A 24490-nucleotide genomic window follows, 5' to 3' on the forward strand; every position below is an offset into this window, starting at 1 on the left:
CCGTCCTTCCTGTGCTTTTCCGGGCGGGCCTTCCGCGTCAGTTGCGTTTGAGGACGCCGGTCAGGCCCGCGACCACGGCGGTGCCCAGGATCCAGCCGGCCGCGATGAAGGCCCACGACCAGTACTGGGCGGCGCCGCCGGGCTGCCATGCCTTCTGCTGGCCGAGGTCTCCGATGGGCAGCAGCACGTCGAGGGTGTAGCCGAGGGCGCTGAAGGACGGCGCGGTCGTCGCGGTCTTCGTCATCTGGTCGGGGGCGAAGACCTGGGTACCGAGCACGAGGAGGCCGGCCAGCCAGAGGGCGGCGAGCCAGGTCCGGTAGCCGTAGCCGACGGTCAGGTACAGCAGCCAGTTCGCCAGCTTGCCGGGCGACCTCAGCACCGTGCGGCGGTGCCACTGCTCGGCGATGGCGACCCGCCGGGCGGCCTCCTCGTGGCCGGTGCGCCGGTAGGCGGCGGCGAGCTGGTCGTAGATCTCCGGGGTGTAGCCGCCGCGGTGGCGGGACGCCCAGCGCAGCCGCGACCGGACGTCCGCGTCGCCGGTCAGGGTGTCGTAGGTGAAGCCCTGCAGCAGGAGGGTGGCGGGCCATGTCCGGTGGTCGTCCTCGTAGATCCCGACCTGGGTGCCGGTGAGGTTGATGAGCCCTTCGGGAGCCTGCCGGGGCAGCAGGATGAGCGCCTGCGCCGTCGCGAAGCCCAGGTCGAGGGCCTGACGGCGGGGCCTGGTGAGGACGGCGTCGGTCAGTTCGATGTGGCCGCCCACGCGCGCGCCAGAGAGCTGGAGCCCGCCCTCGGCGGTGAACCCTCTGCGGCACATCAGGTCGCCGTCGACGCTGAGCCGCACCGCGTACAGCGCGCGGCGTTCCGGGTTGCTGAGCCGCGCTCCGCCGAAGTCGGCCACTCCGCCGATCCTGGCCCCGACGAGGCGGACCTCCCCCTCGGCCGACAAGCGCCGGCCGTACACGGACTGCTCGATGGTGAGCGCGTCGGCGGTCAGCGCTTGGTCGCCGGGATTGGCGAGGACGGCGTCGTCGAGGTTCAGCGCGCCGCCGATCCGGGCGCGGACGAGCTGGATTTCGCCCTCGGCACGGAAGCCGCCGGTCGCGTGGACGTCCTGGTCGACGACGAGCCCTTCGCCGTTCAGCGCCCGCGCGCCCGGGTTGGACAGGTGGGCGGCTGCCAGGACCAGCGTCCCGCCGACGCGGGCGCCGGCGAGCCGGACCTCCCCGTCGGACGTCAGGCCCTCGGCCAGCACACCGTCATCGACGGCGAGCCGGTCGGCGGTAAGCGCAGCAGCGCCCGGATTGGCCAGGCGCGCGCGGGTCAGATCGAGCCTGCCGCCAATGCGCGCCCCCGGGAGCCTCACTTCCCCGTCCGCGGACAGGTCGCTGCAGAAGGCGTCGTGGCCGACCTTGAGGCGGGCGGCGGCCAGCGCGGCGGCACCAGGCGCGTCCAGGTGGGCTCCGTCCAAGGACAAGGTGCCGTCGATCGCGGCTCCGCGCAGGTGCACCTCGCCATGGACGGTGAGGCCCCGGCAGGCCATGTCTCGCGCGACCGTAAGCCCATCGGCGGCCAGGGCAGGAGTACCTGGGGCGCGCAGGACGGCATCGCTCAGATCGAGCGTCCCGCCGATGTCGGCGCCCGCGAGGTGGATCCGCTCAGCCGTGAAGCCTCGGTTCAGCTCCAGGTTTCCGGTGGTCCGCAGTTGGTCGGCGATGAGCGCGGGGACGCGGCAGCCGGGCAGCCGCACGGACGGCGCGGTCGCCTCACTGAGGACGAGCGGCTCGTCGAAGCGGCAGTCGTCCAGCAGCAGCGGGCACGCCAGCTCGGCCGCCTCCAGGTCGAGCGCGCCGGCGATGCGCGCGCCGCGCAGCTTCAACGCCCTCGGCCGCCGTCCCTCCGGTGCCCGCTCGCCCGTCAGCAACTCGGCCAGCAGGGCGGCGCGCACCCGCCGGTCGGCGTCCGTCCCGCCGTCTCGGACGTCGGCCCACGCGCCGGTGGCGACGGCTTCGAGGAGCCCTCGTTCGGCCTCGCTCAGCTCCCCGAACCGCGGGTCGGGGCCGGGATCGGTCATCGCAGCGGCGCTCTCAGGAGCAGCCCTCGAACTGGGGGACGGTGATGGCGATATCGAGGCCGGACGTGGAGAACCACTGGTCGAGGAGCGTCTCGGCGGCGCCGTTCTGGTACATGCCGGTCAGGATCCGATTGACCTCGCGGCAGCCGTTCACGTCGCCCTTGCGGAGGCCGATGCCGTAGCGCTCGTCGGAGAACGGCGCATTGACCACGGTGACGCCGGAGCCGGGCACGGCCGCGTATCCGGCGAGGATCAGGTCGTCGGTGGAGACGGCGTCCAGCTTTCCGTCCGCCAACTGTTCGACGCACTTGGCGTAGGAGGGCGCGGGCTTCGGATCGAGCACGGCGGGAACCTTGCGCTCCTCGGTCACCCGGCGCCAGGAGTTGGACCCCCCGACCCAGCAGAGCCGCTTGCCCCGCAGGTCGCGCACGCCGCTGATGGAGCGGTCCCCCTGCCGGACGAGGATGTCCTGGTGCGCGACGTAGTACGGCCCGGCGAAGGTGACCTCGGCCTTGCGTTCGGGCGTGATGGAGTACGTCGCGATCACCATGTCGACCTTGCCGTCCCTCAAGGCTCTCTCCCGCTCGTTCCGCTGGGAGGACAGCGGCTTGAAGGTCAGGTCCTTCGGCGCGACGCCCAGCCGTCCGGCAACGTAGGTCGCGACATCGATGTCGAAGCCCTTGAGCGAGCCGTCCGGGCCTTTCAGGGCGAGGCCGGGCCGGTCGTCGTTGACCCCGATGACCAGGGTCTCCCGGTCGGTGATGGACGGCTGCTCGTCGGCGCCGCCCACCAGCGGCGCCGCCACCACGGTCGCCGCCAGGATCAGCACGGCCAGCCCGGCCAGGGCGGTCGTGGCGGCGAGGGTGAGCGTGCTGCGGGCGGCGTGCACGGAGGGCTCCCGTCTCTCGGTGTCAGCGGTATTCCGACAGGCGCGGCCAGACGCCGGCCGCGATCAGGGCGGCGAGGGCCAGCGCCGCGATGGGCGGCAGCCAGTCCCACGGCTCCACGGCCCGGTCGCCGTCGGCCACACGGCGGGTGCGGAGGAAGTCGTGGTGGCTGATCCGGGCGTCCAGCTCCTGGTCGTGCGCCCGGAACACGGGGTGGGGCAGGGGCGTCCACCGCGGGTCCAGGTGCGCGCGGACGGCGGCGGCGCGCTGCCCGCTCTCGGCGAGGGTCCGGACGGTCCGGTCGTGGTCCTGGTACTTGCGGTAGCTGTCCAGGAGCGCGCGCGTGTCCGCGGCGGTGCGTGCGCGGGTGCCGTAGAACCCGCCGAAGTCGACGGTCCGCTTGGTGCCTGCCAGGCGCTCGTCCAGTTCGCGGTAGTAGGCGGCGAGGCTCGTCGCGCCGCTGATGTAGAGGATCGTCTGGGACTTCTCCAGGTACATCTGGTCGTAGCGGTCGGCCTGGTCCGGGTCCAGGAGTTGGCGGGCCCGGTCGGTGTCGAGGCCCTTCCCGATCGCGCGGGCGCGCGTGAGGGTGAGGACGGGGTCGAAGCCCGCCGTCTTCGCCGCCCGCAGGTGGTCGGCCTCCGTGGCCATCAGGGACGCGCCCGACACCGTCAGCACCAGCGCCCCGACGAGCGCGGCGGCGAGCGGCAGGCTCAGCAGCCGCCGGAACCGCCGCGCCAGGTACACCTGGAGAGCGCCCAGCGCGGCGAGCAGCGCGATCCCGGCGCCGAGGACCAGGTACCGGCCCGCGCCGACGGCGGCGTGCTCGTCCCGGTAGGCGGTGTCGACGTCCGCCGCGCCGTCCAGCGTGAGGTTGTACGCCTTCGGCAGCAGGTCCCGCGTCATCAACTCGGTCGCCGCCCGGTACTGCCGGACGCCGTCCGGCGGCAGCGCGGCGGTCGGGGCCGCCCGCCGCCGCCCGGCCTCCATCGCCGCCCGGACGTGCTGGTCGTAGGTGTGCAGGCCGTCCAGCACCGACTGGACGGTCTGCTGCCGCCCCGGCTCGTCCCGCGCGAGCAGGGCCGCCTGCAGCGCGGCCCGCTGCGCGTCCTCGCGGCGGATGTCGTACGCCTGCCGCTCCCCGCTCCGCTCGCAGGCGGCGGCCGCGTCCTCGGGGTCGCACAGCCAGCCGTCCTCGCCGCCGGTCAGCAGCACGTTCGTGACGTGCGCGTCCATGTCGCTGAGGGCGAGGTACATGTCGCTGGTGGCGACGACCATGGGGCCCTCCCGGTGGCCGAGCGCCTGGAGCCCGTCGCGGGCGTGCCCGGCCCCGGCGGTCAGCACGGCGACCAGGACGCCGAGCGCCACCAGCGCCAGGGCGGACAGGGCCAGGACTCGGCCCGCGACGGTGCGGAGGCCGGGAAGCTTGGGACGACGCACGCTCGGTCGCTCTCCTTCGGGGGGCGGCCTCCCAGTCTCAAGGAATGATCAAGACCGGGGCAACCTCGCTGCCACACCCGGACAGTCGGCCGCGCCTACGGGACACCGGTGATACCGCCGTCCACACGGAGGTCGATGCCGTTGACGTAACCGGCCAGCGGGCTGGCGAGGAACGCGACGGCGGCGGCGATGTCGTCCTCGGTGCCGAACCGCCCGCTGGGATTGGCCGCGTAACCGGCGAGGATCTCCGGCTCCAGCTCCTCCCACGGCGCGGGACGGCCCTGCGCCGCCGCCCGGTCCTCGAACAGCCGCCGCATGCCCGCCGTGACGACCACACCGGGGCTGACGGTGTTCGCCGTGACGCCCGACCCGGCGAGGTGCCGGGCGAGGCTGGTGGTCATGTTGACCACGGCGGCCTTCGCGGCGGAATAGTCGACCAGGTTCGGCTGCGGCGCGGTCGCCAGGCGGCTCCCGACGTTGATCACCCGCCCCCAGCCGCGCTCGCGCATCGGCGGCGTGAGGACGCGGATCAGCCGCACCGCCGAGACGACGTTGCCGTTGACGGTGTCGAGCCAGACCGCGGGGTCGGCGGTGTCCCAGTCGTGCTCGGCGACCGGCCCGGCGTTGTTGACGAGGATGTCCGCGCCCCACCGCCGGGCCCGCTCGGCCACCTCGGCGGCGGCCGCGTCGTCGGTGAGGTCGCCCAGCACCACCCCGGCCTCGCCACCGGCGGCGCGCACGGCGTCCGCGACCTCCGTCGCGCGCGCCTCGTCCCGGCCGTGCACCAGCACCGCGCAGCCCTCGGCGGCCAGCCGCCCGGCCACCGCCGCCCCGATGCCGCCGCTGCTCGCCGTGACCAGTGCCCGCCGTCCCGAAAGTCGAAGATCCATGCAGGCGACCCTAGGGACGCCCACCGACAGTCGGCGGCCCGGTGTTCCGGGCGGTCAGCGGCCCTGGAAGTCCGGGGAGCGGTTCTCCAGGAAGGCCGTGATGCCCTCCTTGGCGTCCTCCGTGGCGGCCAGCTCGACCAGCTCGCCCAGCAGGTGGGCCACCTGGTCGTCGAGCGGGCGGCCTTCGATCGCGAAGAAGGCGTCGCGGCCGCGGCGCAGGCCGAGGGGGCTCTTGGCCGCGATGGTGCGGGCCAGCTCGTCCACCCGGGCGTCCAGCTCGGCGCGCGGGACGACCTCGGTGACCAGGCCGATCTCGCGGCCCTCGGCGGCGGTGACGCGGGCGCCGGTGTAGTAGAGCTTGAACGCGTGCTTGGGCGCGACGTTCCGGTTGATGATCGCCATGATCATCATGGGCCAGAGCCCGACGTTGACCTCGGGGGTGGCGAGCTTCACATCGTCGGCGGCGATCACCAGGTCGCAGGCGGCGGCGAGGCCGAGGCCGCCCGCGACGGCGTGCCCGGCGAGCCGCGCGATGATCGGCTTGCCGAGCTTCGGGAACGCCGTGAACAGCCGGAACGGGGCGCTCTCGCGCACGGCGGAGGCGTCGGCGACCGAGCGGCCGTCCGCCTGGGCCCGCCCGAGGCCGCCGAGGTCGGCGCCCGCGCAGAAGGCCCGGTCGCCGGCGCCGGTCAGGACGATCACCCGGACGCCGGAGTCCGCCTTGGCCCGGTCGAACGCGTCGAGCAGCTCGTCGATCATCTGATCGCTGAGCGAGTTGCGCGCCTCCGGCCGGTTCAGCGTGATCCGCGCGATCCGCTCGTCCACCGTGTAGATGATCGTCTCGTACATGCCCCTCATCCCGGTCGGAAACGGCGTCCGCCCCCGGAGCGGGGCTCCAGGGGCAGACTACGCGGCGAGATCGCCGCAGACGCTCGGCGGTGGCGTCAGAGACGCTCGATGATCGTGGCGTTGGCCTGGCCGCCGCCCTCGCACATGGTCTGCAGGCCGTAGCGGCCGCCGGTGCGCTCCAGCTCGTGCAGCAGCTTGGTCATCAGCACGCCGCCGGTGGCGCCGAGCGGGTGGCCGAGCGCGATGGCGCCGCCGTTGGGGTTGGTCTTCTCCAGCGAGGCGCCGGTGTCGGCCGCCCACGCCATCGGGACCGGGGCGAACGCCTCGTTGACCTCGAAGACGTCGATGTCGTCGATCTTCAGGCCGGACTTGGCGAGGGCCTTCTCGGTCGCCGGGATCGGGCCGGTCAGCATGTAGACCGGGTCGGAGCCGCACACCGCGAGGGTGTGGATCCGGGCGCGCGGCGTCAGGTTGTGCCGCTTGACGGCCTCCTCGGACGCGATGAGCAGCGCGGACGCGCCGATGGAGATCTGCGAGGCGACGGCCGCGGTGATGACGCCGCCCTCGCGCAGGACCTTCAGGCCCGCCATCTTCTCCAGCGTGGTGTCGGGGCGGGCGCCCTCGTCCTGGGACAGGCCGGCGAGCGGCGCGATCTCCCGGTCGAAGTAGCCGGCCTCGATGGCCTTGGCGGCGCGCTGGTGGCTCTCCAGCGCGAACTTCTCCAGGTCCTCGCGGGTGAAGCCCCACTTCTCCGCCATCAGCTCCGCGCCGCGGAACTGGGAGATCTCCTGCATGCCGTACCGCTCGGCCCAGCCCTCGCCGTACGGGAAGTCCATCCCCTGGACGATGCTGGAGCCCATCGGCACCTTGGCCATCTGCTCGACGCCGGAGGCGACGACCAGGTCCTGGGTGCCGGACAGGACGCCCTGCGCGGCGAAGTGGATCGCCTGCTGGGACGACCCGCACTGGCGGTCGATGGTCACGCCGGGCACGGTGTCCGGCAGCCCGGCCGACAGCCACGCGGTGCGCGCGACGTCGAGGGCCTGCGGGCCGACCTGCATGACGCAGCCCATGATGTTGTCCTCGACCGCGGAAGGGTCGACGCCGGTGCGGTTCACGAGCTCCTTGAGCACGTGGGCCCCGAGGTCGGCGGGGTGGACGTCCTTCAGGGCGCCCTTCTTGGTACCGACGGGGGTACGGACCGCGCCGACGATGTACGCCTCGGCCACTGCGCCTCCAAGTTGTGGGGTTCCGTCCCGAAACCGAGTGAGATTCGGTTAGTCAGTATGAGATTACATCCATCATGGCGCAACGCCATGTGAGCTGAGTCTCCGGCCCCCGCGCCGCCGCGGGGCTAGCTCTCGCGGACGGCGGCGGCGGGCGGGCGGCGCAGGATCTCGCCGTCCTCGTCGTCGCCGACGGACGCGTGCGCCAGCCTCGTCAGCAGGTCGGCCAGCTCCGGATGCTCCTCGGGCTCCCAGCCGTCCACGTGCCGGGCGAGGCCCGCGCGGCGGGCGTCGAAGAGGCGCTCGGCGACGGCCTGGCCGGATGTGGTGATGGTGAGGGTCGTTTCGCTCCGCTCGACGTACCCGGCGGCGACCAGCCGGTCGACGTACGGGCGGCCGAGCTCGATGGTGACCCCGGCGCGCTCCGCGAGCTCCTGCCGTCCGACGGTGCCGTCCTTGGCGATGCGGCACAGCGCCCATACGCTGCCCGCCGGCAGGTCCACCCCGCAGAGCACCGCCAGCCGGTCGTACAGTTCGGCCGCCTTCGGGTCCTTGCGCATGAGTTCGCTCAAGGCGCGCTCTATCTCGTGCCTGGACGAACGGACGGTCGGCGCCGCACCGAACCCTTCGCCGTAGTCGCGCGTCTGCGACGTCGCCCGCAGCGGGACTTCGCGCAAGAACCACGTCAGCACGAACGCGACAGACGCCACGGGCACGGCCCAAAGGAACACCGAGTCGATCGACTGCGCGTAGGCGTGCAGGACGGCCTGCTTGACCTCGCCTGGAAACCGGTCGAGCAGCTGGGGGTTCCCCTGGACGGCCGCAGGGTCGAACCCCGGCGGCAGGATCCGCGCCAGGCCGCCGACGTGCGTGGCGAGCTGGTTGCTGAAGATGGACCCGAACACCGCGACGCCGAACGATCCGCCGATCTGCCGGAAGAACGTGACCCCGGACGTGGCCGACCCCAGGTCCTGGTACGACACCGCGTTCTGGACGGCGATGACGAGCACCTGCAGCACCAGGCCCAGCCCGAAGCCGAGCAGCGCGAACCGCAGGCTCATCGACAGCGTGGACGAGGTCTCGCTCAGCCCCGAGCACAGCCACAGCGCCAGCGCGATCAGCGGCGTGCCGACCACCGGATAGATCTTGTAGCGGCCGAAGTGGGTGATCAGCTGCCCGGAGCCGATCGAGCTGACCAGCATGCCGAGCATCATCGGCAGCAGGTAGACCCCCGACAGCGTCGGCGACACCCCGTGCACCACCTGCAGGAAGATGGGCAGGAACGTCAGCGCGCCGAACATCGCGAACCCGACCGCGAAGCTGATCGCCGCGCCCAGCGCGAACACCGGGTTCGCCAGCAGCGCCGGCGGCATGATCGGCTCGGCGGCGCGCCGCTCGACCAGCAGCCACACCACGATCAGCGCCACCGACCCGACGGCGAGGCCGATGATCGGCGCGGACGACCAGGCGTATTGCGTCCCGCCCCAGGTGGTCATCAGCACGAGCCCGACCGCCCAGCCGACGATGAGCAGCGTCCCGAGGTAGTCGATGCGGTGCCGCTCCCGCTCCCCCGTCGCGTGCAGGACGGCCGCGATCACGATCAGCGCGACGATGCCGATGGGGATGTTGATGTAGAACACCCAGCGCCACGACAGGTTGTCGACGAACCAGCCGCCGAGCAGCGGCCCGCACACGCTGGACACGCCGAACACCGCGCCGAACAGCCCCTGGTACCGGCCGCGCTCGCGGGGCGGCACCACGTCCCCGACGATCGCGACGACGAGCACCATCAGCCCGCCGCCGCCGAGCCCCTGGATGGCGCGGAACACGATCAGCTCGAACATGTCCCGGGACAGGCCGCACAGCGCCGAGCCGATCAGGAAGATGACGATGGACGTCTGGAACAGCCGCTTGCGCCCGTACTGGTCGCCGAGCTTGCCCCACAGCGGCGTCGAGGCCGTCGAGGCGAGCAGGTACGCCGTCACGACCCAGGACAGGTGGTTGAGCCCGCCGAGGTCGCTGACGATCGTCGGCAGCGCCGTCGACACGATCGTCTGGTCGAGCGCGGCGAGCAGCATGGCGAGCATGAGGGCGCCGAGGATCACATAGAGGTCGCGGCCCTTGGGCATGGCCCGCTCGTCCCGCGCCTCTTCCGCCGCCGTCGTCATGCCCCGCCCCCCGCCGAGATCCGCTGCGGGGGACATCTACCCAGGGGCCGGACAGGATCACCCGGCCCCGGACGGAACGTCAGCGCGCGCTATTACCGCACGATCTCAGCGCACCAGTTCAGCGCACCAGGTCGGTGCCGACTTTCGCGGCGCCGATCCCGGCGGCGGCCCCGGCGACGCCCACGGCCCCCGCGGTGACCCACAGCGGGAGCGCCTTGCGCGTCTTCAGCCCGTTGACGACGTCGAGCGAGTCGACCGCGAGCCCGAGCCGCGCCCACAGCCTGCGCCCGGAGTCGTCGCTGAGCAGGTAGCCGGCGCCGAGGGCGATCTCCCGCGCGGCGAACATCCGCACCACGTAGTCGCGGCCCGGGTCGGCGCCGCCGCCCAGACCCATCAGCTTCACCGTCAGCTTCGGCGCCGCGAACGCCGCGATCCCGAGGGCGACCCGCCCGCGCGCCAGGTTCGTCGCCATGGCGTCGAGCTTCTCCCGGCCGTCTACTTCCTTCACATCTGCCACAAAGGCGAGATTAGCGGTACCGGCTCCCGGTCAGACCGGCGGGTAAGCACTTCCTTACACGTCTATCGTGCTGTGAGGCGGCACTCCCCCGCGCTTGGAAGGTGACCCCATGGAAGGCATCATCGCCCTCGTCGTCGTGTCGCTGCTCGCCGCGTTCTGCGTGCGCTGGGCCGCGGTGCGGATGCGCGTGCCCATGCCCACCCGCGTCTCCGTGATCATCGTGTTCGTGCTGGTCGTGCTCTCGCTGTACGGGCAGCACCTGCGCGGATGATCCGGGGCGCGGAAATCTCCGGCGGCGGTGCGAACTTCCACCCCCGGCGGTGAGTCATATCTGACGAAACCCGGCTTCACGCCCCGCCCGGCGAAACCCGACCAGGGGAGCCGGCCCGAGCCGAGGGAGTGCACCAGTGCCGCAACCGGCGCCCGCCGTCCAGCGCAGCGGCGGCACGATCGCCCCGCATCTGAGGCGCCTGCTGGAGTTCGTCGAACCCGGCCGCGACGACGTCTGCCTGGACGTCGCGCGGGGCCGCGGCCCGATGCCCGCCGCGCTCGCCCCCCGGGTGGCGCACGTCACCGCGGTCGACGCGATGCCCGAGCCGCCGGCGCGCCCCGGCGCGTCCGGGCGGATGTCCACGGTGGAATTCGGCACCGGCCCCGTCCGCATCACCGGCGACGGCGGCCCGGACGACCGGCCGGACGGCGCCCCGCTCCCCGCCGCCGCGACCCGCGAGGACCGCCGGCCCCACCCGACCGGCCCCGACCGTCCGACGATCAAGGCCGACGCCACCGCGCTGCCCTACCGCGACAACGCGTTCTCCCTCGTCACCGCCCGGTTCTCGCTCTACACCCTGGGCGACCCCGACGGCGTGCTGCGCGAGCTGCTGCGGGTCTGCAGCCCGGACGGGCGGGTCGTCGTCGCCGACCTCGTCCGCGGCAACCTCGCCGGCCCCGAGCGCGACCGCATCGAGCGGCTCCGCGACCCCGACCACCCCGGCACCCCGTCCATCGCCCGGCTCACCGAGATGATCACCTCGGCGGGCGGCAGCATCCGCCGGCTGGACGTGTTCACCGTGGAGCGCCCCATCGAGCCGTGGCTCGCCGGCGCCCGCGACGAGGCGGCGGCCGACCGCATCCGCGAGGCCCTGCTGGACGAGGTGGACGGCGGCCCCAAGACCGGCGCGAAGCCGCGCGTCATCGGCGGCGAGCTGTGGTTCACCCAGACCTGGGCGCACGTCGCCGCCGAACCGATCCGCTGACCCCCGCGCGTCTGAGCCCTACGGAACGAGGACGGCCGCTCCCGTGAACCGGTCGGCGGCGAGGTCGGCCAGCGCACGGTCGGCCTCGTCCAGCCCGTAGGCGTGCGTCGTGACGGCGACGTCCAGCCGCGCGGCCAGCGTCAGGAACTCCTCCCCGTCCGCGCGCGTGTTCGCCGTCACCGACCGGACCTGCCGCTCCTGGAACAGGTGCCGCTGGTAGTCGAGCACCGGGATGTCGCTGAGGTGGATGCCGGCGACCGCGCACGTCCCGCCCCGGTCGAGGCGCTCCAGCGCGGCGGGCACCAGCTCCCCCGCCGGGGCGAAGACGATCGCCGCGTCGAGCAGAGCGGGCGCCGTGTCGAAGGAGTCGCCCGCCCAGGACGCCCCGAGCTCGCGGGCCAGCTCCCGCGCGGCCGGGCTGCGGGTGAAGACGTGCACGTCGGCGCCCTCGGCGAGGGCCACCTGCGCGGCCAGGTGCGCGGAGCCGCCGAACCCCCAGATGCCGAGCCGCCCGCCCGGCGGCAGGGCGGCGCGGCGCAGCGCCCGGTAGCCGATGATGCCCGCGCACAGCAGCGGCGCGGCGCGGACGTCGTCCAGCTCGGGCGGCAGCGCGTAGGTGTAGGCGTCGACGGCCGTCGCGTACTCGGCGTAGCCGCCGTGCGCGTCCCAGCCGGTGTAGACCGACGCCGGGCAAAGGTTCTCGGCGCCGCGGCGGCAGAACCGGCAGGCGCCGCACGTCCCGCGCAGCCACGCCACCCCGACCCGGTCGCCGGGACGGTGCAGGCAGCCGGGACCCGCGTCGGCGACCTCGCCGACGATCTCGTGGCCGGGCGTCACCCCCGGCAGGTGGACGGGCAGATCGCCCTCCGCGACGTGCAGGTCGGTGCGGCAGACGCCGCACGCCAGCACCCGGACCAGCAGCTCGCCCGGGCCGGGCGAGGGCACCTCGCGGTCGGCGCGGTGCAGCGGCCCCGACGCGATCGGGGACGGCCGCTCCACCACCCAGGCGCGCATCGCTACGGCGTCAGCGGCAGCTCGAACCAGACGGCCTTGCCATCGGCCGTGGGCCGGGCGCCCCACCGGGTGGCGAGCTGGTCGACCAGGTAGAGGCCGCGGCCGCCCTCGTCGGTCTCGCCGGCGCTGCGGATGCGCGGCAGCCGCATGTCGGAGTCGAACACCTCGACCCACACCATGTCGTGGCCGCGCCGCAGCCGGAGCCGGAACTCCTTGGTCGGCGGCTCGCGGCGGCCGAGGTCGGCGCCGAGGTTCCAGTCGTCCTCGTCGAACGCGCCGCCCTCGAACGGGTCGCCCTCCAGCCCGGTACCGAACTCGGTGTTGAACTGGACGGGCGGCGGCGCGCCGAGCGGCTCGCCGCCGCGGCCGGGCGGCCCGGCCGCGACCGGGACGACCATCTCGCGGCGCGGCGTCGGCGTGGTCGTGGCGTGCAGGACGACGTTCGTGACGACCTCGGAGACCAGCAGGCACGCGAGCTCGGCCTGCTCGTCGAGCATCCCCCAGTCCGCGAAGGTGTCGGCGGCCATCCGGCGCGCCTCCGACACCATGATCGGCTCGGCGGTGAAGCTGCGCTCCGCCACGCCCAGCTCGTCGCCCGCGGTGCGGATCACCACGATCGCGACGTCGTCGTCGATGTCGCCGGGCACCGCGTCGTAGGCGGCGTTGGCGACCGCCTCGACACCGCCGCCCGCGGCCTTCGCGACGGCGGCGCGGACCATCTCCCGCGACTCCTCGCGGGTGTAGTAGTCGCCGTCGTCCTTGGGCCGCCGGTCGATGAGGCCGTCGGTGTAGAGCACGAGCGTCGAGCCCGGCTTCAGCTCGGTCGTCTCCTCGTTGAAGAGGATCTCCCCGCCCATGCCGGGGGCGCGCAGGCCGAGCATGCCGCCTTCGCTCTCGAACTCCAGCTCCCGGACCTCGCCGTCGACGACGAGCAGGGGCGGGTCGTGCCCGGCGTTGGCGAACTCCAGCACCCGCGACCAGGCGTCGTACACGAAGTACGTGCAGGACACGAGCGGCGGCCGGACGAGGTCGTCGCTGTTCCACCCCGAGCGCATCCGCTCCGGGCGCGTCATCGTGCGGACCCACTCGTCCAGCTTGCGCAGTATGTCGGCGGGCGGCTTGTCGTCCTGCGCGAAGGCGCGCAGCGCGGCGCGCAGCTGGCCCATGACGGCGGCGGCGCGCGCCCCGCGCCCCTCGACGTCGCCGATGACGAGGCCGACGCGCCCCGCCGAGAGCGGGATGACGTCGTACCAGTCGCCGCCGACCTGCGTCTGGATGCCGTGCCCGTGCGACTCCAGCGGCCGGGCCGGCTCGTACCGCCAGGCGATCTGCAGGCCGTCCAAGTGGGGCGGCCGGTCGCCGGGCAGCAGGTGCTTCTGGAACGCGAGCGCGGTGTCGCGCTCCTCCTCGAACAGCAGCGCGTTGTCGACGGCCAGCGCGACCCGGCTGGCGATCGCGCCGAGCAGGTCGCGGTCGAACCCGTCGTAGTGCGGGTCGGGCCGCTTGGACAGGTTCGACAGCGCGAGGCTCATCACGCCGAGCAGCTCGCCGCGCACCAGCAGCGGCGCGGAGATCACCGAGGTGATGCCCATCTCGACGCCGAGCCGCCGGGACGACTCGGTCGGCGCCGCGAACCGGTGCTGGATCATGTCCTCGACGAGGACGGCGTCGCGCCGGTCCATCGCCTTGGCGCTGAAGTGGCCGGGCGGGTAGGAGACCGGCTCGCCGACCTCCGCCCAGGTGCCGGGCGGCGGCTCCCAGTCGCCGGCGTGCCGCGACACCCGCCGGTACAGCCGGTCGCCGCTGTAGAGGTCGATGAAGCAGTGGTCGGCGAACTGCGGGACGAGCGTGTCGGCGACGCGGCGCAGCGTGCTCTCCAGCTCCAGCGACCCGGCGAGCCGCTCGCCGATCCGCTCCATCAGCCCGTAGCGCTCCTGCTCGCGCTGGTTGGAGCGGAGCGCCTCGCGCGCGAAGATGACCACGCCGTCGACCGCGCCGGACGGGTGCCGCAGCGGCACCGCGTGCGCCCGCGTGTAGACGGTGGTGCCGTCCGCGCGCAGGTTGCAGAAGGTGCCCTCCCACACGCCGCCCTTGAGGACGTGCTTGGCGAGCTCGGTCGCCTGCTCGTGGTCCTCCTCGGCGATGCCCAGGGACAGGATGGAGTGCCCGATGATCTCGTCGCCGCCGAACCCGAACAGCTGCCGCGCGAACGCGTTGCCGTAGATGACGTTGCTGAAGCGGTCGCAGACGATGACCGCCATCTCCATCTGGCCGAGGACGGTCTCGGGTGGCAGACGCGCCTCGTCAGGCGCTTCCCCCCAGTGGTTCATCTCCCCATCCCGATCCTGCCGGCGGCCGCCGTCCCCGGCCTGCTGTTCACCGGGCGTGGCGGTACGGCCGGCGCATGAGTTCGTCTCGTCGTATTGAACGACGAACCCGGCGCCGGGATACGCCCGAAAGGCGCGATGGTATGGAGATCTTCGGTATAGACCGTCGGAACCGGTGCTCGCACGCCGATCGTGTCAGCGCCTGCTGACGAAGACGTGTTCGGCGATGTCGCGCGGCAGCTCTGTCGCGGGCCCCTCGTCCTCGTCGTCACTGATCACCCGTACCCCGTCATCGGTCGCCCGGAGAATCACCTCTCGTCCCGGTTGTATCCCTATCTGCTTGAGTCTAAGCATCAGGTCGCTGTCGCTCTGCACCTGCTCGCTGATCCGCCGGATCACCGCGCCCGAGCCGCCGGGGCTCGCGACGGCGGTCATCACCGACAGCGGCGCGGGGTCGCCGTCCTCGCCGTGGCCGCCGAGTTCGTCCAGACCGGGGATCGGGTTGCCGTGCGGGCAGGTGGTCGGGTTGTCCAGCAGCGCGACCAGGCGGCGCTCGACGTCCTCCGACATCACGTGCTCCCAGCGGCACGCCTCGATGTGGACGTCCTCCCAGGGCAGGCCGATGACGTTGACCAGCAGGCACTCGGCCAGCCGGTGCTTGCGCATGACGCGCGTGGCGAGACCGCGACCGCTTTCGGTCAGTGCGAGATGCCGATCGCCCTCGACCCTGAGCAGGCCGTCGCGCTCCATCCGCGCGACCGTCTGGCTCACCGTCGGGCCGCTCTGGGAGAGCCGCTCCGCGATGCGCGCGCGAAGGGGAATGATCCCCTCCTCTTCGAGCTCGAAAACCGTCCGGAGGTACATCTCCGTGGTATCGATAAGGCCGTGTGAGGTCACAGCTCCCTCCAGTCTTATGGGCAGGAGTCTACTTGCTCGGGCACGGCCCCGCCGGGCCCCGCGAATATCCCCCTGAAGCCGGGTAAGGGGAACGCAAGATGAACGCGAAACCTTCCCAGGACGCGGAACCGTTCCTGCCCCGCACGCCCGAGGAGCGCGGCGATCTCGGCGCCCTGCGCCGCGCGGCGGGCGGCTGCCGGGGCTGCGGCCTCTACGCGGACGCCACCCAGACCGTCTTCGGCGAGGGCTCGCCGGGCGGCCGGGTCGTGCTCGTCGGCGAGCAGCCCGGCGACCAGGAGGACCGCAAGGGCCGCCCGTTCGTCGGCCCCGCCGGACGCGTCCTCGACCGGGCGCTGGAGGAGGCCGGGATCGAGCGCGGCGACGTCTACGTCACCAACGCCGTCAAGCACTTCAAGTTCAAGCGGCAGGCGGCCGGCAAGCGGCGCATCCACGAGACGCCGAACGCCGGGGAGATGCGCGCGTGCCGCCCCTGGCTGCTGGCCGAGCTGCGGATCCTGGAACCGGACGTCGTCGTCGTGCTCGGCGCCACGGCGGGCAAGGCGCTGCTCGGCTCGTCGTTCCGGGTGACGAAGCAGCGCGGGCGCCTGATGGCGCTGCCCGACCTGGAGACGATCGGCACCCCGGCCGCCGGGCGCGAGCTCGGCGACGCGCCGCCGGAGGAGGCCGACACGCGGCTGCTCGCGACGATCCACCCGTCCGCCGTGCTGCGCGCCGAGGACCGCGACGCCGTCTACGCGGGCCTCCTGGACGACCTGAAGATCGTCGCGTCCGCGCTCGGCTGAGCCCGCCGGGCCGCGGGGTCAGGGCTCGACCGTGACCGCCTCGGCCGTGCGGGTGTCGTAGCGGACGAGCGCCGGGACGGCGACCGCCGCGACGACCACCAGCGCCGCGCAGGCCAGGCCGCCGCCCACCCACGACGCGGTCGCGCCGGCGACGCTCGCGGTCGCGCCCGCCCGCACGTCCCCGAGCCGGGGGCCGCCCGCGACGACCACGGTGAACACGCCCTGGAGCCGGCCGCGCAGCTTGTCCGGCGCGTACGTCTGGAGCATCGACTGGCGGAAGACCGCCGACACCAGGTCGGCCGCGCCGCCCACGGCGAGCAGCGCCACCGCGAGCCACAGCGAACCGGCGAGCCCGGCCGCCGCCACGGCCAGCCCCCACACCACGATGGAGGCCACGAGGGCGAATCCCTGCCGGTGGACCCGCCCGATCCAGCCGGACGACAGCCCGCCGAGGAACGCGCCGATCGCGATCGCGGCGAACAGCCAGCCGACCGCGCCCTCCCCGCCGAACCGGGTCTCCGCCACCTCGGGGAACAGCGCGCGCGGCATCGCGATCGCCATCGCGATGATGTCCACGACGAACGACATCAGCAGCACCGGCTGCGTCGCCAGGTAGCTCAGCCCGTCGATCACCGACCGCAGGCCCGGCGAGCCGGTGACGTCGCCGAGCGGCGGGATCGGCGGCAGCCGCAGCGCCGCGTAGAGGACGACGGTGAACAGCACGGCGTCCAGCGCGTAGGCCGCCGCGTAGTGCCAGTGCGCCAGCAGCACGCCGGCGAACAGCGGCCCGGCGAGCATCCCGAACTGGCTGGCGGTGAAGTTGAGGGTGTTGGCCGCCGGGACGAGGTCCCGGTCCACCAGCCGGGGGATGATCGCGCTGCGGGTCGGCGAGGCCACCGCGAACCCCATCGCCTGGACCGCCACCACCGCCATGATCAGGGTGAGGCTCTCGACGCCGAGCAGCGCCTGGACGAGCAGCAGCAGCGTCGCCGCCCACATCACGCAGGACGACGCGAACAGCAGCCGGCGCCGGTCCATGTGGTCGGCGATCGCGCCGCCCCACAGCCCGAACACGATCAGCGGGACGAGGTTGACGAAGCCGAGCACGCCGACCCACAGCGACGACCGCGTCATGTCGTACACCTGGACGGGCACGGCGACGGCGGTGACCTGGAACCCGACGAACGACACGCCCTGCCCGAGCCACAGCCGCCGGTACTCCGGCCGCCGCAGCGGCCGGACGTCGATCGCCAGCCGCCGCAGCCTGCCGCGGGCGCCCGGCCGCGGCGCGGGTGGCTCCTCCGGCCCCGCCCGCTCGCCGGGTTTCGCGGGTTCCCCGGGTTCCGCCGGCTCCTCTCCGGATGCCGCGCCCGTGCCGGAGCGCTCGGCGGTGTCAGGAGTGTCGGCGGGGGGTGGCTGCTGTTCCGATGTCACGGGGACAGTCTCTCCGCCGTCCACTCCCCCGGCTCCTCCGCACCCCCCGGAGATACTTCGCGGCGGTAACGAATCCGGTCGTGCAGCCGGTCCCGGCGGCCCTGCCAGAACTCGATCGACTCGGGGACCAGGCGGTAGCCGCCCCAGAAGTCGGGCAGCGGGACGACGTCGGTGCCGTCCCCGTCCGGCGCCCCCGGCGGCTGCCCGGCGGCCGGATCCGGCCAGCGCGCGGCGGCCTCGGCGTAGCCGCGCTCCAGCACCTCCCGGCCGGGGATGACGCCCGACTGGTGCTCGCTCGCCCACGCGCCGAGCCGCGACCCGTACGGGCGCGTCCGGAAGTAGGCGGCCGACTCGTCCCGCGACAGTTCGGTCACCGGACCCGCGACCCGCACCTGCCGGTACAGCGGATGCCAGGGGAACACCAGCGCCGCGCGCGCGTTCGCGGCGAGATCGCGCGCCTTGTCGGACATCAGGTTCGTGAAGAACCGGAAACCCTGCGGGCCGTACCCCTTGAGCAGCACGAGCCGGGCGCTCGGGACGGCGTCGGCGGACGCGGTCGCGAGCACCATCGCGTTCGGCTCGGCGAGGCCGGCGGCGTGCACGTCGGCGAACCACGCGGCGAACAGCGCGAGCGGATCGGCGGGGAGCGCCGACTCGGACAATTCGCCCGCCTCGTAGGATCTGCGGAGCCGTGCGGGATCGGGCGTTGCGGAATCCACAGCGTCAGAGCCTCTCACCTGGGCCTTGTGCAACTCACATGGCCCCTGGGTACTGGTCAGTAAGGCGGACAGGGTTCAATGGCACGGCACCGCCTTATCACTCTTGGGGACGAAAGGCAGGACGACATGTCCGACTTCAAACCTGGTCTCGAGGGGGTCGTGGCCTTCGAGACCGAGATCGCCGAACCGGACAAGGAGGGCGGCGCCCTCCGCTACCGGGGCGTCGACATCGAGGAACTCGTCGGCCGCGTCTCCTTCGGCGACGCCTGGGGCCTGCTGGTGGACGACAGCTTCACCCCCGGCCTGGCCCCCGCCGACCCCCACCTGCTCCCGGTCACCTCCGGCGACGTCCGGGTGGACGTGCAGAGCGCCCTCCCCACCCTCGCCACCGCCTACGGCATGCGGCCGCTGCTCGACATCTCCGACGAGGAGGCCCGCGCCGACCTCGCCCGCGTGTCGGTGACGGCGCTGTCGTTCGTCGCGCAGTCCGCGCGCGGCGTCGGCGTGCCGATGGTGCCGCAGCGCCGCATCGACGAGTCCGCGACCATCACCGAGCGGTTCATGGTCCGCTGGCGCGGTGAGCCCGACCCGCAGCACGTCCGGGCCATCGACGCCTACTGGGTCTCCGCCGCCGAGCACGGCATGAACGCCTCCACCTTCACCGCGCGGGTGATCGCCTCCACCGGGGCGGACGTGGCGGCCAGCATGTCCGGCGCCATCGGCGCCATGTCGGGCCCGCTGCACGGCGGCGCCCCGGCCCGCGTGCTCCCGATGATCGAGAAGGTCGAGCAGCTCGGCGACGCCCGCAAGGTCGTCACCGACATCCTCGACTCCGGCGAGCGGCTGATGGGCTTCGGCCACCGCGTGTACCGCGCCGAGGACCCGCGCGCCCGCGTGCTCCGCCGCACCGCCAAGGAGCTGAACGCCCCCCGCTTCGAGGCCGCCAAGGCCCTGGAGGACGCCGCCCTCGCCGAGCTGCGCGAGCGCCGTCCGGACCGTCCGATCGAGACCAACGTCGAGTTCTGGGCCGCGGTCATCCTGGACTTCGCCGAGGTCCCGACCGCGATGATGCCCGCCATGTTCACCTGCGGCCGCACCGCCGGCTGGGCGGCGCACATCCTGGAGCAGAAGCGCACCGGGCGCCTCGTCCGGCCGAGCGCCAAGTACACCGGCCCCGGCACCCGCGCGATCAGCGAGGTCACGGGAGCGGCCGAGGTCCTCAAGGGCTGAGGCACCCCCACGGCCTGAGACACCATTCCCCCTATCCCCCCGCAACGACGCCGCCGAGGCCCCCGGACGATCCCGGGGGCCTCTGGCTTCTCCTCGCCCCTACTGGGCCGCCGCCGTCCCGGCATCGCCGGGCGGGCAGGACGCCCGGCCCTGCCCGCCCGCGATCAGGCGGCCGCAGATCTGCCTGACCTCGGTGGTGCCGTCCGGCTTGATCGTCGCCAGCAGCACCGGCTTGTCGACCACCTGGTGGCCGCCGGCGCGGGAGCCGAACCGGATGACGCCGCTCGCCCCGTTGCGCAGGACGTCGTGGTCCGGGTCGTTCAGCGCCGCGAACACCGACCCGGCGGACGGCAGCGCCTTCTCCTGCCAGTACACCCGGCTCGCCACGGTCGCGACGAGGGTGGCGGCGTCGTAGCTCACCGCGGCGCGGGTGATCGACGGCCGCCGCCCGGACGCGTCGTCCCCCGAGGTCATCTCCCGGACGGCCGGGTCGTAGTCGGAGTAGAAGGTCTGCGGCGCCTGGTCGCCGATCCAGCGCCACGTCCACGCCTCCCGCGCGGCGAGCGGGGTGAAGTACAGGTCGAAGGTGTTCTTGCGGCCGAGCTCGTCGGCGTTGTCGCTGACGTACTTGGCGATCTCGTCGTCCGCCATCACCAGCGGCCGCTTGGGGCACGACAGTTCGAGGACGTTGACGAACGAGCGGAACTCGTCGGAACGTCCGGCGTAGTAGAACATGTCCGGCTGGTCCTGGCACGCCTCCCGGACGGACTTGTTCAGCTCGCCGGGGTTCCGGTACGGGCGCATGAGCGCCTTCGCGGGGCGGAACGCCTTCTCGAAGTCGGCGGCGAGGTTCCGGCTGTAGAGGTCGTCGGGGTCGCCGTCGTAGATGACGACGGCGTCGTCCACCTTGCGGCCGCCGACGTCGCCGTGCCGCGCCCAGTACGCGGCGTGCTCGGCGGTGCGCGCGTTCGGCGACGCGAGCCGGAAGTAGTAGGGCGAGTAGCCGGCGTCGCCGTCCAGCAGCGCCGTCTTGTCGTAGCTGTTGGCGGTGCCGACCAGCGGCAGCGCCGACTTGGCCAGCAGCCTGATCGCCTCCTGCGTCTGCCGGCGGCTCTGCTCGAAGCCGACCACCGCGACGATGGAGCGGTCCTCCAGGGCGCGCTCGCGGATCTGCTCGGCGACGTGCACGGCGTAGCGGAACTTGGCGCCCGCGTTGGCGATCAGCACCCGCAGCCGCAGGTCCTCGCCCTCGGCCGCGTCGTTGAACCGCTTCTGCGCGATCGCCAGCCCGATCAGCTCGCCCTGCACCCCGGCGAGCAGGTCGATCCGCCGGTTCTTGATCGACGGGTCGGCGGTGACCGGGCCGAGGTAGACGACCGTCGCGTACGGCTTGCCGGACGCCTTGACATGGTCGTTCAGCGCCTCGATCCGGTCCAGCACCCTGTTCAGCCGGTTGTCGTTGTTCCGGCCGCCGGACTCCTCGCCGAAGCGGTACGAGCCATCGGTGACGCCGACGCACTCGCCGTTCGGCATCCGCCTGATCCCGAACGGCGAGCAGTACTTCACCACCTGCACCGAGATGACCGTGACGGACGCCGCCGCGACCGCGACCATCGCGATCCACGGCAGCGCCGGGTGCGCGAGCCGCGGGCGGCGCCGCACCGGCCGGACGGGCGGCAGGTCGCCGCCCGGGTCGCGGGTGATGTCGACGCGCAGCTCGCGGCGGGAGCCGAGCGCGCCGACCCGGCGCTGCTCGCGGGTGTAGCGGTCCCACAGGCCGCGCGCGGCGATCACGCTCTGCGGCTCGCCGGACGACAGGTCCACCCGGACGGCCTGCGCCAGCCGGTCGATGAGCCGCGGCCCGGACGGCGCGTTCGGGTCGTCGTCGGCGGGCGCGTTCGGGTCGACGCCCGCGACGACGATGAGCGGGTCGAAGCCGCTCAGCCGGTCGGCGGCCTGCACGTCCGCGCGGACCCGCTCGGCCAGCTCCACGAACGCCGTGCCGGGATGCCGCGCGGACAGGTGCTCGAAGATCAGCACCGGGTAGCGGACGCGCGCCCACGCCGCCCGGCGGTAGTCGCGCCGGTAGTTGCGCCGCAGGTCCTCCAGGAACGCGGCGACGAGCAGCAGGTCGAGCTGCTCGCCGTGGTCGTCCGGCTCGACCGGGCGCGGGTCGAACACGCCGAGCGCGAAGCCGAGGAACCCCGTGGAGTCGCGGTCGACGTAGGGCTGGCGGAGGAACCAGCCGAACCGGCGCACCCCGTACCAGCCGCGCGTCCGGGCGACGATCTGCACGGTCACGAACGCCAGCCCGATCACGGCCGCGAGCACCGCGGACGCGAGGTCGAGCGCCGCCGCCGTCCCGGCGCTGACCAGCGCGACGACCGCGATCCCGATCGGGGCGATCTGCTCCAGGAACGACAGGAACGTGGCGGGGCGGCTGCGCACCTCCTCCAGGTCGCGCAGGACGTCCCGGCCGCGGCGGCGGATCACCCGGTTCAGCTCGCGGCGCCGCGCGTTCTCGTTGTCGCCGGCCGGCGGATGCGTCAGCCGCCGGATCAGCTGGTGGTTCTCCCGCTCGGCGGCCGACGCGCCGCGCGGCGGCGGGCGGTCCCCGGCGAGCCGGATCTCCCGCAGGTCGCGCAGCCACAGCGCCATCTCCAGCAGCGGGAACCGCAGGCCCGGCTCGCCGCGGGCGCGGCTGCTCGGCTGGGACAGCTCCCGCTTGGCCTCCCGCAGCACCCCCGCGACGTCGGTGGCGGGCGTGTCGGCCGCGATGTGCGAGACGGGGGCGCGCTCGTCCTCGCAGCGGGTCTTGAGGATCTCGGCGGCGTGCGCGGTGGCGCGGCCCGGGCCGAGCAGCAGGAGCAGCGGCCGGAGCCGCTCCCGCCACCGCCACGGCGGCCGCTCCCGCAGCCGTTCGAATAGGTCGAGCACGCCGCGCAGCCGATCCTCGCTCAGGATCCGGTCGCCGTCGCCCGCCATGTCAACGCCCCGCTTCCCCGGTCGCCTCTCCTCGCCCGCTCCCCCGGCCGCCGCGCGGCCGCCCTCTCACGTTCAGACGCGATGGATCTTGGATTGGATCGAAACTTTTCCCGGTTCGGGCGGCCCCGCAGGTAAGCGGGCGACTTTGCCATTATTGGACGCATGAGCCAAGAGCCCGACGAGCCACTCGACGGCGACATCGGCCCCGCGTCCGCGCCCGGGGCGGGGCCCGCGCGGGCCGACGCCGGGGCGGTGAAGGCCGATGCCACCGAGGAGCTGCGGCAGTACGAGGCGGAGCGCGAGGAGCGCCGCCGGCACACCAACGCCGTGTCCGGCCGGATCGCCGTGGCGCTCGCCGCGCTGTTCCTCGGCTTCCTGACCTACGACTCCGCCCGCACGGCGGTCGAGGCGCGCTCGCGGGGCGACGACTGGGTCTATCCGCCCGCCGTGATCGCCGCCGTCTGCGCCCTGGCACTGGTGGCCCTGCTCACCTGGGCATGGCGGCGCCGCCGTCTCGGCATGTGAACCCGAACCGCGATCTTCGCCGCAGGTCAGATAGCCTCCTACGAGTGACCGACAGCGCGAATCCAACCATTGACATCCCCGCCGATCTCAAGCCGGCCGACGGCCGTTTCGGATGCGGTCCGTCCAAGGTCCGCCCCGAGCAGCTGGCCGCCCTCGCCGAGTCCGGTTCGACCTACCTGGGCACCTCGCACCGCCAGAAGCCGGTGAAGTCCCTCGTCGGACGCGTCCGGGAGGGCCTGTCCCAGCTGTTCTCCCTGCCCGAGGGCTACGAGGTCCTGCTCAGCAACGGCGGCACCACCGCGTTCTGGGACGCGGCCGCGTTCGGGCTCGTCCGGCAGCGCTCCCAGCACCTGACGTTCGGTGAGTTCTCCAGCAAGTTCGCCAAGGTCACCACGGGCGCGCCCTGGCTGGGGGACCCGACCGTCATCTCCGGCCCGCCCGGAACCCACCCGGAGGCGTCCGCCGAGGAGGACGTCGACGTCTACGCGCTCACCCACAACGAGACCTCGACCGGCGTCGCCATGCCGATCAAGCGCCCGGCGGGCACCACCGCGCGCGAGGGGCTCGTCCTGGTGGACGCCACGTCCGGCGCGGGCGGCCTGCCCGTGGACGTCGCCGAGACCGACGTCTACTACTTCGCGCCGCAGAAGTGCTTCGCCGCCGACGGCGGCCTCTGGGTGGCGCTGGCGTCCCCGGCGGCCCTGGAGCGCATCGACGAGATCGCCATGTCCGACCGGTACGTCCCCGAGTTCTTCAACCTGAAGACGGTCGTGGACAACTCCGCCAAGGACCAGACCTACAACACCCCGGCCGTGGCCACGCTGCTGCTGCTCGCCGAGCAGATCGAGTGGATGAACGGCCAGGGCGGGCTGGCGTGGACCACGTCCCGGACGGCCGACTCGTCCCAGCGGCTCTACACCTGGGCCGAGAAGACGTCCTACACGACGCCGTTCGTGGTCGACCCGGCGCAGCGCTCCCAGGTCGTCGGCACCATCGACTTCAACGACGACGTGGACGCCGCGGCCGTCGCGAAGGCGCTGCGCGCCAACGGCATCGTCGACACCGAGCCGTACCGCAAGCTGGGCCGCAACCAGCTGCGCATCGGCATGTTCCCGGCCATCGACCCCGACGACGTCGAAGCCCTCACGTCCTGCGTCGATTACGTCGTCGAGCGCTTGTAGTACTGGTAATCGCCACGCTGTGGCGCTTTTTGAGGGTTTGACCTCATGCACCGGTCACGGGCAGGCACGCG

At 73.3% G+C, this 24490-nt stretch carries 20 protein-coding genes; 6 read left to right on the top strand and 14 right to left on the bottom strand.

Annotated features, from left to right (window positions below; translation table 11 throughout):
• Positions 1–37: 37 nt before the first annotated feature.
• The 8 genes from AB0K34_RS09000 to AB0K34_RS09035 form a co-directional block, all read right to left on the bottom strand.
• On the bottom strand, positions 38–2071 hold the full coding sequence (locus AB0K34_RS09000) for a hypothetical protein (RefSeq protein WP_364546795.1): 2034 nt from the start codon (positions 2069–2071) through the stop codon (positions 38–40).
• Between the two features lie 13 nt (positions 2072–2084).
• Complete coding sequence (locus tag AB0K34_RS09005; protein ID WP_364546798.1) at positions 2085–2960, bottom strand: glutamate ABC transporter substrate-binding protein; 876 nt, start codon at positions 2958–2960, stop codon at positions 2085–2087.
• A gap of 22 nt (positions 2961–2982) precedes the next feature.
• A complete protein-coding gene (locus AB0K34_RS09010; RefSeq protein ID WP_364546801.1) occupies positions 2983–4398 on the bottom strand; it encodes a hypothetical protein in 1416 nt (471 codons plus the stop codon).
• Between the two features lie 95 nt (positions 4399–4493).
• Positions 4494–5288, bottom strand: a complete 795-nt coding sequence (locus AB0K34_RS09015) for an SDR family NAD(P)-dependent oxidoreductase (RefSeq protein ID WP_138636578.1) — start codon at positions 5286–5288, stop codon at positions 4494–4496.
• Positions 5289–5342: 54 nt separating this feature from the next.
• Complete coding sequence (locus AB0K34_RS09020; RefSeq protein WP_301175564.1) at positions 5343–6137, bottom strand: enoyl-CoA hydratase-related protein; 795 nt, start codon at positions 6135–6137, stop codon at positions 5343–5345.
• 95 nt (positions 6138–6232) lie between these two features.
• Complete coding sequence (locus tag AB0K34_RS09025) at positions 6233–7366, bottom strand: acetyl-CoA C-acetyltransferase (RefSeq protein ID WP_301175563.1); 1134 nt, start codon at positions 7364–7366, stop codon at positions 6233–6235.
• Positions 7367–7491: 125 nt separating this feature from the next.
• A complete protein-coding gene (locus tag AB0K34_RS09030; RefSeq protein ID WP_364546805.1) occupies positions 7492–9531 on the bottom strand; it encodes a DHA2 family efflux MFS transporter permease subunit in 2040 nt (679 codons plus the stop codon).
• Between the two features lie 118 nt (positions 9532–9649).
• Complete coding sequence (locus tag AB0K34_RS09035) at positions 9650–10048, bottom strand: hypothetical protein (protein WP_364546808.1); 399 nt, start codon at positions 10046–10048, stop codon at positions 9650–9652.
• Between the two features lie 109 nt (positions 10049–10157).
• Here AB0K34_RS09035 and AB0K34_RS09040 point away from each other — a divergent pair, with 109 nt between their 5' ends.
• Both AB0K34_RS09040 and AB0K34_RS09045 read left to right on the top strand, forming a co-directional pair.
• Entirely contained in the window at positions 10158–10319 is a 162-nt protein-coding gene (locus AB0K34_RS09040) for a hypothetical protein (protein ID WP_171069007.1), read from the top strand.
• 136 nt (positions 10320–10455) lie between these two features.
• Positions 10456–11304, top strand: a complete 849-nt coding sequence (locus AB0K34_RS09045) for a methyltransferase domain-containing protein (protein ID WP_364546810.1) — start codon at positions 10456–10458, stop codon at positions 11302–11304.
• 18 nt (positions 11305–11322) lie between these two features.
• Here the strand turns inward: AB0K34_RS09045 and AB0K34_RS09050 are convergent, their stop codons facing one another.
• The 3 genes from AB0K34_RS09050 to AB0K34_RS09060 all read right to left on the bottom strand — a co-directional run bounded on the left by AB0K34_RS09050 (position 11323) and on the right by AB0K34_RS09060 (position 15542).
• Positions 11323–12318 (bottom strand): zinc-dependent alcohol dehydrogenase family protein, encoded by a 996-nt coding sequence (locus AB0K34_RS09050; protein WP_364546813.1) that lies wholly within the window; start codon positions 12316–12318, stop codon positions 11323–11325.
• Positions 12319–12320: 2 nt separating this feature from the next.
• Positions 12321–14648, bottom strand: coding sequence for a SpoIIE family protein phosphatase (locus AB0K34_RS09055; RefSeq protein WP_364546816.1), 2328 nt, complete (start codon positions 14646–14648; stop codon positions 12321–12323).
• A gap of 192 nt (positions 14649–14840) precedes the next feature.
• Positions 14841–15542 (bottom strand): metal-dependent transcriptional regulator, encoded by a 702-nt coding sequence (locus tag AB0K34_RS09060; RefSeq protein WP_138640743.1) that lies wholly within the window; start codon positions 15540–15542, stop codon positions 14841–14843.
• A 98-nt stretch (positions 15543–15640) separates the two neighbouring features.
• Here AB0K34_RS09060 and AB0K34_RS09065 point away from each other — a divergent pair, with 98 nt between their 5' ends.
• Positions 15641–16345 carry a UdgX family uracil-DNA binding protein gene (locus tag AB0K34_RS09065; protein WP_364546819.1) on the top strand — a complete coding sequence of 235 codons (705 nt, stop codon included), beginning with the start codon at positions 15641–15643 and terminating at the stop codon, positions 16343–16345.
• 18 nt (positions 16346–16363) lie between these two features.
• Here the strand turns inward: AB0K34_RS09065 and AB0K34_RS09070 are convergent, their stop codons facing one another.
• Both AB0K34_RS09070 and pdxH read right to left on the bottom strand, forming a co-directional pair.
• Positions 16364–17779 (bottom strand): MFS transporter, encoded by a 1416-nt coding sequence (locus AB0K34_RS09070; RefSeq protein ID WP_364546822.1) that lies wholly within the window; start codon positions 17777–17779, stop codon positions 16364–16366.
• Positions 17776–18441, bottom strand: coding sequence for a pyridoxamine 5'-phosphate oxidase (gene pdxH / locus AB0K34_RS09075; RefSeq protein ID WP_364546824.1), 666 nt, complete (start codon positions 18439–18441; stop codon positions 17776–17778). Before pdxH ends, AB0K34_RS09070 begins: the two co-directional genes overlap by 4 nt.
• A 183-nt stretch (positions 18442–18624) precedes the next feature.
• On the opposite strand from pdxH, the gene AB0K34_RS09080 reads away from it, so the two are divergent.
• On the top strand, positions 18625–19728 hold the full coding sequence (locus AB0K34_RS09080) for a citrate synthase 2 (RefSeq protein ID WP_301175555.1): 1104 nt from the start codon (positions 18625–18627) through the stop codon (positions 19726–19728).
• 99 nt (positions 19729–19827) lie between these two features.
• On the opposite strand, the gene AB0K34_RS09085 is transcribed toward AB0K34_RS09080, so the two are convergent.
• Entirely contained in the window at positions 19828–22713 is a 2886-nt protein-coding gene (locus tag AB0K34_RS09085; RefSeq protein WP_364546826.1) for an ABC transporter substrate-binding protein, read from the bottom strand.
• Positions 22714–22875: 162 nt separating this feature from the next.
• Between AB0K34_RS09085 and AB0K34_RS09090 the strand changes: the two genes are divergently transcribed.
• A complete protein-coding gene (locus tag AB0K34_RS09090) occupies positions 22876–23238 on the top strand; it encodes a hypothetical protein (RefSeq protein WP_364546828.1) in 363 nt (120 codons plus the stop codon).
• Between the two features lie 44 nt (positions 23239–23282).
• A complete protein-coding gene (serC, locus tag AB0K34_RS09095; protein ID WP_301175552.1) occupies positions 23283–24419 on the top strand; it encodes a phosphoserine transaminase in 1137 nt (378 codons plus the stop codon).
• The last annotated feature ends 71 nt before the right edge of the window (positions 24420–24490 follow it).

This window comes from Actinomadura sp. NPDC049382 (genome assembly GCF_040677125.1).
GTDB classification, from domain to species: domain Bacteria; phylum Actinomycetota; class Actinomycetes; order Streptosporangiales; family Streptosporangiaceae; genus Spirillospora; species Spirillospora geliboluensis.